Consider the following 6541-nt stretch of genomic DNA (forward strand, 5'->3'; position numbering starts at 1 on the left):
CATCAACTCGGCGCTTTCCTCCTCCGTCAGGTCTTCGAGCGCCGCGACCTTGCGGTAGGGAACGACCATCAGGTGCCCCGGGTTGTACGGGTACAGGTTGAGCACCGCGTAGACGTGCTCACCCCGGGCGACGATCAACCCGTCCTCGTCGTCCATCTTCGGGATGTCGATGAACGGCTCGTTCGGGGTGTCCCGCGACTTCGGCGCCTCGGCGATGTACGACATGYGGTGCGGCGACCAGATCCGCTGGAGGTGATCGGGTTCGCCGGGGCCGCGGTCCACGAGGCGGCCGGGGCCGCCGAGCATCTCGTCGGCCGTCACGTCGTCACCTCCGGTCATGTGCGTCACCCTTCCTTACCGGGTTGCAGCAGTTCCGCCGTCGGCGAGGCATTCTCGCGGCGGCCGATCCACTCGGTGACGATGCGCACGGCGTCGTCCACGGGCACCCCGTTGACCTGGGTGCCGTCCCGGAATCGGAAGCTGACGGCGCCCGCCTCGACGTCGCGCGCACCCGCCAGCAACATGAACGGCACCTTCTGCGCCGTGTTGTTGAAGATCTTCTTCTGCATGCGGTCGTCGCTCGCGTCGACCTCGGCGCGGATACCGGCCGCCTTCAGCCGCTTCACCACGTCGAAGAGGTGGTCGGCGAACGTCTCGGCGACCGGGATGCCGACCACCTGGACGGGCGCCAGCCACGCCGGGAACGCACCCGCGTAGTGCTCGGTGAGCACACCGAAGAACCGTTCGATGGAACCGAACAGGGCCCGGTGGATCATGACCGGACGCTGCTTGGTGCCGTCGTTGGCCGTGTACTCGAGGTCGAAACGCTCCGGCAGGTTGAAGTCGAGCTGAATGGTCGACATCTGCCAGGTGCGGCCCAGGGCGTCCTGCACCTGCACCGAGATCTTCGGTCCGTAGAACGCGGCGCCGCCCGGATCGGGAACGAGGTTCAGCCCCGACGACTCCGCGACCTCGGCGAGCGTCGCCGTCGCTTCGTCCCACACGGCGTCGTCGCCGACGAACTTGTCCGGGTTCTTGGTGGACAGCTCGAGGTAGAAGTCGTCGAGTCCGTAGTCCTTCAGCAGGCCGAGCACGAACTGCAGGGTGGTCGCCAGTTCGTCACGCATCTGCTCTCGGGTGCAGTAGATGTGCGCGTCGTCCTGGGTCATGCCGCGCACGCGGGTGAGTCCGTGGACGACACCCGACTTCTCGTACCGGTACACGGAACCGAACTCGAAGAGCCGCAACGGCAGCTCGCGGTACGACCGGCCGCGGGAGCGGAAGATCAGGTTGTGCATCGGGCAGTTCATCGGCTTGAGGTAGTAGTCCTGGCCCGGCTTGCGCACGGTGCCGTCCTCGTTCAGCTCCTCGTCGATGTGCATCGCCGGGAACATGCCGTCGCGGTACCAGTCCAGGTGACCTGACACCTCGTAGAGGTGCCCCTTGGTGATGTGGGGGGTGTTGACGAACTCGTACCCCTCCTCGACGTGCCGCTTGCGGGAGTAGTCCTCCATCTCGGTGCGGATGATTCCGCCCCGCGGATGGAACACGGGCAGTCCGGAGCCGAGTTCGTCGGGGAAGCTGAACAGGTCGAGTTCGGACCCCAGCTTGCGGTGGTCGCGACGTTCCGCCTCGGCGAGCAGTTCCAGGTGGTGGTCCTGCGCCTCCGCCGACTCCCACGCGGTGCCGTAGATGCGCTGGAGATCGGCGTTGTCCTGATTACCGCGCCAGTACGCCGCCGAGCTGCGGGTGAGCTTGAACGCCGGGATGTGCTTGGTGGTGGGGATGTGCGGGCCGCGGCACAGGTCTCCCCATACCTTCTCGCCGGTCCGCGGGTCCAGGTTGTCGTAGATGGTCAGCTCGTTGCCGCCCACCTCCATGATCTCCGGATCGTCGATTCCCGACTTGTCGTCGATGAGTTCGAGCTTGAAGGGCTCCTTCGCCAGCTCGGCGCGCGCGTCCTCGAGCGACTCGACGACGCGGCGGGAGAACCGCTGCGACCCCTTGATGATCTTCTTCATCCGCTTCTCGAGGCTCGCGAGGTCCTCGGGGGTGAACGGGCGATCGACGGCGAAGTCGTAGTAGAAGCCGTCCTTGATCGGCGGGCCGATGCCCAGTTTCGCCTCGGGGAATTCCTGCTGGACGGCCTGCGCGAGCACGTGGGCGGCGGAGTGACGGATGACGCTGCGGCCGTCGTCGGTGTTCGACGCGACCGGCTCGACCTCGACGTCGGTGTCGGGCACCCAGGACAGGTCCTTGAGCTGGCCCTCGGCGTCACGGACCACGACGACGACGTCCGGACCCTTGCTCGGGTAGCCGGCCTCCCGAACCGCTGTACCGGCCGTAGTCCCCGCGGGCACCCGGACGAGGGCGGCTGGGGCGGCGGATGCGGGGGTGCTCACGGCGATGTTCTCCTAGGTGAGGTGTGCGGTGCAGACATGGTGAATGTGCCAGCCCATGTTATCGGCCCAGCAGTCACACCCAACCATGCGTCCGGCTAGAGCGGGCTCTCCAGCCACGGGTAGTCGAGGCCGATCCACGTTCCGACGAGACCGAACGTCCCGAGCAACCACAGCGTGGCGAGGACGACGACACATGTCAGCAGCGCGCCCGCCCCCTTGACCACCAGCGACTGCCGCGAGAACCAGTGCATGAACTTGTCGYAGCGCTGCCGCGCGTAGTGCAGCAGCCGGTGGGCCCACGCGAACTCGGATGCGAGGATCCCGAGTCCCGCGAACACGATCAGCCAGCCTGGGCCCGGATAGGGAATCGCGAGGATGCCGGCGGCCAGCACCAGAGCGCCGATCACCCCCACCGCGATGCGGTACGCCAGGTTGAGGCTCGGCCGCGCGGCGATGTGCGCGCGCCACCGATGCCACCGGCTCTCCGCTTCCTGGAACGGGGACAGATCCGAGTCGTCCACGTCCACGCTCTCGGGCGCGGGTCCCGGCCGAGCTTCTCCGCTAGTCACCGCTCCAGCCTACCGACCGCGACCTGCGGCGGCGCGTCGTCGCACCGCCGCACCGCCCGCGGGTCATCCCTTCACACAGACGACCTGCCGCAGGTGGGCAACGACCTCGACGAGGTCGGCCTGCGCTTCGATCACCTGCTCGATGTCCTTGTAGGCGCCGGGGATCTCGTCGATCACGCCCACGTCCTTACGCGATTCGACTCCGGACGTCTGCCGCACGAGGTCGTCGACGGTGAAGCGCTTCTTCGCCTTCGTGCGGCTCATCGTCCGTCCCGCCCCGTGCGAGGCCGAATTGAAGGACAACTCGGAGCCCAGGCCACGCACCACGTAGGAACCGGTGCCCATGGATCCGGGGATGAGTCCGAGATCACCCCGGCCGGCCCGGATCGCGCCCTTGCGGGTGACGAGCATCGGCTCGCCGTCGATGATCTCCTCCGACACATAGTTGTGGTGGCAGGAGATCGGCTCGTCGAATCGGACCGGCCTGCCGGGCAGGGCCTGCCGGAATGCCTGCATCACCAACGTGAGCATGACGGCACGGTTACGGGCCGCGTACTCCTGCGCCCACGTCAGGTCGTGGCGGTACGCGTCCATCTCCTTGCTGCCTGCGAGGAACACCGCGAGATCGCGATCGACCAGGCGCTGGTTGTGCGGCAACGCCCGCGCCACCGCGATGTGCCGCTCCGCCAGCTCCTTGCCGATGTTGCGCGACCCGGAGTGGAGCATCAGCCAGACCTCGTCGGCGTCCGACAGGCACACCTCGATGAAGTGGTTGCCGCCGCCGAGCGTCCCGATCTGCTTCATCGCCTTGGATTCGCGGGATTGGACACCCGAATGCAGGTCACCGAATTCCTGCCAGAAGCGGTGCCAACCCTTCTTCACTCCCCCGGCGTCCGTGACGTCCAGTGCGCCGACGTTCACCGAACGCTCGTGCATGGCGAACCCGACCGGCACCGCGCGCKCGATGCGCGAGCGCATCGAGCGCAGGCTGTCGGGCAGATCGCTCGCGGTCACATCAGTTCGGACCGCCGTCATCCCGCACCCGATGTCGACGCCGACCGCCGCCGGGGCGACCGCCTCCCGCATCGCGATGACGGAACCGACCGTCGCCCCCTTGCCGACATGGACGTCGGGCATGACCCGCACCCCGTGCACCCACGGCAGGTCGGCCATGTTCCGCAGCTGCTGCAACGCTGTCTGCTCGATGGTCCACTCTTCCGCCCACATCAAGGTGGGCGCGGTGGTGCCTTCCAGCCTCACGGGGAACATGGGACTCAGTCCTTCGATCGCGGATCACCCGGGGAATTTCGGCCGGCTGAGTTCATTGTCCGCCGCGCCGCAGAGCCGGAACAACCGATTATTCGGGTGCGCACACGAAAAAGAAGAGGGCGTTTCCGATTTCGGAAACGCCCTCTTCTTCTCTGTGGTCCCGGCTGGGATCGAACCAGCGACCTCCCCGGTGTGAACGGGACGCTCTTCCACTGAGCCACGGGACCGAAGCGCGCCAAACACTCACGCTCGAACGAGTTGGAACATTAACACGACCGAGCGGCCGAACGAAAATCACGTCGTTGGGATTCGTGTCGACCCCTGCCCGCGGCACGTCCGCGACCCGGCGTCGTTCATGCGTAGTTCACCGTCTGACGCCTTGACCTGCAGATTTGTAACTATCGCGGATGGTCGGCTAATGTTCTCAACCGCACCACGGAGAACATTCTCCGCGAGTTACACGGTGCATGCGGACGTGGCGCAGCTGGTAGCGCACAACCTTGCCAAGGTTGGGGTCGCGGGTTCGAATCCCGTCGTCCGCTCGAGAGGTTGGACTCAACCTTCACGGTGGAGTGGCCGAGTGGTGAGGCAACGGCCTGCAAAGCCGTGCACACGGGTTCGATTCCCGTCTCCACCTCGCGCGATTAGCTCAGCGGGAGAGCGCTTCCCTGACACGGAAGAGGTCACTGGTTCAATCCCAGTATCGCGCACCGAGATAGATGATAGATGCACGACTGTTTTACTTGCTCGACCAGTGACGGCCCCCAGCCCGGGGGCTTTCACGAATGCGGACGTGGCGCAGCTGGTAGCGCACAACCTTGCCAAGGTTGGGGTCGCGGGTTCGAATCCCGTCGTCCGCTCTCTTTTCTCCATCCCGCGCGATTAGCTCAGCGGGAGAGCGCTTCCCTGACACGGAAGAGGTCACTGGTTCAATCCCAGTATCGCGCACCAGTTCACTTTCAACCGAACAGTTCACGACAGTTCAGCCCCGGTCCCTCGACCGGGGCTGAACTGTTGTCCGGGTGTCAGGCGGGCTGGAGCCGGTTGGCGCCGGAGATCATCGCGCGCAGAGTCGATTCCGTGTGGGATTCACCGATTCCCATCGCCCAGCGCCGGATGCCGTCGCGCTCGCAGAGCAGAAATGTCGCGGTGCGGTGCCCGATCTCGTGCTGATGAAAAGACAGGATCTCCATCGCACACCCCGCGTCGTACAGCATCGAGGTCATGGCGGCCACCGGGCCGGGCGCGCTCGCAGCGGTCTTGCAGATCGATTCGCCGATACCGAGTGTCGCTTCGAAATCCCACATCCCGGGGCCGGTCTTCGTTTCCGACCAACTGCCCAGACGGAACGGTCCGGTGGACGGCGCGTAGACGGCCTCGAACGCGGACCACGCCATTCCGGCGGATTCGGTGCGGAGTTCCCGTGGCAGCGACTTTCCGTGGCGCGCGGCGAATGGATCGACGGCCGGTGTCGACGAGGGGAAGGATGAAGCGAAAGAAGTGGTGGTACTCATTCTCGTGGTCTTCCTGAAAGAAGGGAGGACCAACGCGTAGCTCAACGACCCGCAGCGAGGGGTCGGTCCGTATCAGACCCCGCTACGGCGGAGAACTACGAGAATGCGCTGCATGGACGACACTGTAAGCGACAACCGTCCGCAGAGACAACCCCGGTTCACGGTGTCGAGCCGACCACCGGTGACGGGCGGGTGACGAAATCGTTACCACTGCATCTGGAACGTGAGGAATTCCTCATGTATCGTCGAACTTGCCATCCACCCCCCCGATGGCAATGAGCCCCAGCCATGACCCCCCATCCAAGGCTGGGGCTCAGTCTTGTTCCGGGCCCCTCACACCCCACTTTCGGACATTTTCGCCCGCCGCCTCGGAGAACGCTGCACATCCCCGCAAAGTATTGGACACTCGCCCAATCGATCGGATGTCCTCTACCGAAGGCCGACTCCCATGACGGATTCACCACGCGCAGACGTGTCCGCGGACCACCGCCCGGCACGGATCGCCGCGGCGGGCGCATTCGGTCTGCAGGGTTTTCTCCTCGCGGCCGTCCTCACACAACTGCCGCAGTACCAGGACCGATTCGGGTTCGACGACACGGTCATCGTGGTCGCGGTCGTGACGGTGTCCCTCATCGCCGGGGCGGGAAGCGTCCTCGCCGAGCACCTGGCCCGCCGATTCTCCAGCAGATCGGCGCTGCAGCTCGGGCTCGCGACCATCGCGGTCGCCGGTGGCGCCCTCGGTTTCAGCCCGAACACCGCGGCGTTCTTCGTCTGCCTGTCCGTGTAC

General features: G+C 65.8%; 6 protein-coding genes and 6 tRNA genes. 6 read left to right on the top strand and 6 right to left on the bottom strand.

The genetic code is table 11. The features are described from left to right. From AC1D1G_RS39650 to AC1D1G_RS39670, 5 genes are all read right to left on the bottom strand, one after another. Positions 1-339, bottom strand: a 339-nt coding sequence (locus tag AC1D1G_RS39650; protein ID WP_477956325.1) for an HIT domain-containing protein, incomplete at its 3' end; no start/stop codon positions are given. Positions 340-344: 5 nt separating this feature from the next. Further along, on the bottom strand, positions 345-2402 hold the full coding sequence (thrS, locus tag AC1D1G_RS39655) for a threonine--tRNA ligase (RefSeq protein WP_283354365.1): 2058 nt from the start codon (positions 2400-2402) through the stop codon (positions 345-347). Positions 2403-2497: 95 nt separating this feature from the next. Beyond that, entirely contained in the window at positions 2498-2923 is a 426-nt protein-coding gene (locus AC1D1G_RS39660) for a TIGR02611 family protein (protein ID WP_477956328.1), read from the bottom strand. A 111-nt stretch (positions 2924-3034) separates the two neighbouring features. Further along, positions 3035-4240 (bottom strand): RtcB family protein, encoded by a 1206-nt coding sequence (locus AC1D1G_RS39665; RefSeq protein ID WP_477956326.1) that lies wholly within the window; start codon positions 4238-4240, stop codon positions 3035-3037. A 155-nt stretch (positions 4241-4395) separates the two neighbouring features. Continuing rightward, positions 4396-4467, bottom strand: a tRNA-Val gene (locus AC1D1G_RS39670). A gap of 242 nt (positions 4468-4709) precedes the next feature. On the opposite strand from AC1D1G_RS39670, the gene AC1D1G_RS39675 reads away from it, so the two are divergent. The 5 genes from AC1D1G_RS39675 (at position 4710) to AC1D1G_RS39695 (ending at position 5191) form a co-directional block, all read left to right on the top strand. Then, positions 4710-4782: transfer RNA gene (locus tag AC1D1G_RS39675), tRNA-Gly, on the top strand. A gap of 24 nt (positions 4783-4806) precedes the next feature. Continuing rightward, a tRNA-Cys gene (locus tag AC1D1G_RS39680) sits at positions 4807-4877 on the top strand. 1 nt (position 4878) lies between these two features. After that, positions 4879-4950: transfer RNA gene (locus tag AC1D1G_RS39685), tRNA-Val, on the top strand. 77 nt (positions 4951-5027) lie between these two features. Next, positions 5028-5100 (top strand) — tRNA-Gly (locus AC1D1G_RS39690). A 16-nt stretch (positions 5101-5116) separates the two neighbouring features. Continuing rightward, positions 5117-5191 (top strand) — tRNA-Val (locus AC1D1G_RS39695). A gap of 74 nt (positions 5192-5265) precedes the next feature. On the opposite strand, the gene AC1D1G_RS39700 is transcribed toward AC1D1G_RS39695, so the two are convergent. Then, a complete protein-coding gene (locus AC1D1G_RS39700) occupies positions 5266-5754 on the bottom strand; it encodes a 2-isopropylmalate synthase (RefSeq protein WP_283353159.1) in 489 nt (162 codons plus the stop codon). A 448-nt stretch (positions 5755-6202) separates the two neighbouring features. Here AC1D1G_RS39700 and AC1D1G_RS39705 point away from each other — a divergent pair. Beyond that, on the top strand, positions 6203-6541 hold a 339-nt coding region (locus AC1D1G_RS39705), incomplete at its 3' end, for an MFS transporter (RefSeq protein ID WP_477956327.1).

It is taken from the genome of Rhodococcus sp. P3_B8 (genome assembly GCF_056402775.1).

What these genes read in the sequence shown, in the direction of transcription:
- AC1D1G_RS39700 (WP_283353159.1), bottom strand. Translation starts at nt 5,754, where the DNA reads ATGAGTACCACCACTTCTTTCGCTTCATCCTTCCCCTCGTCGACACCG.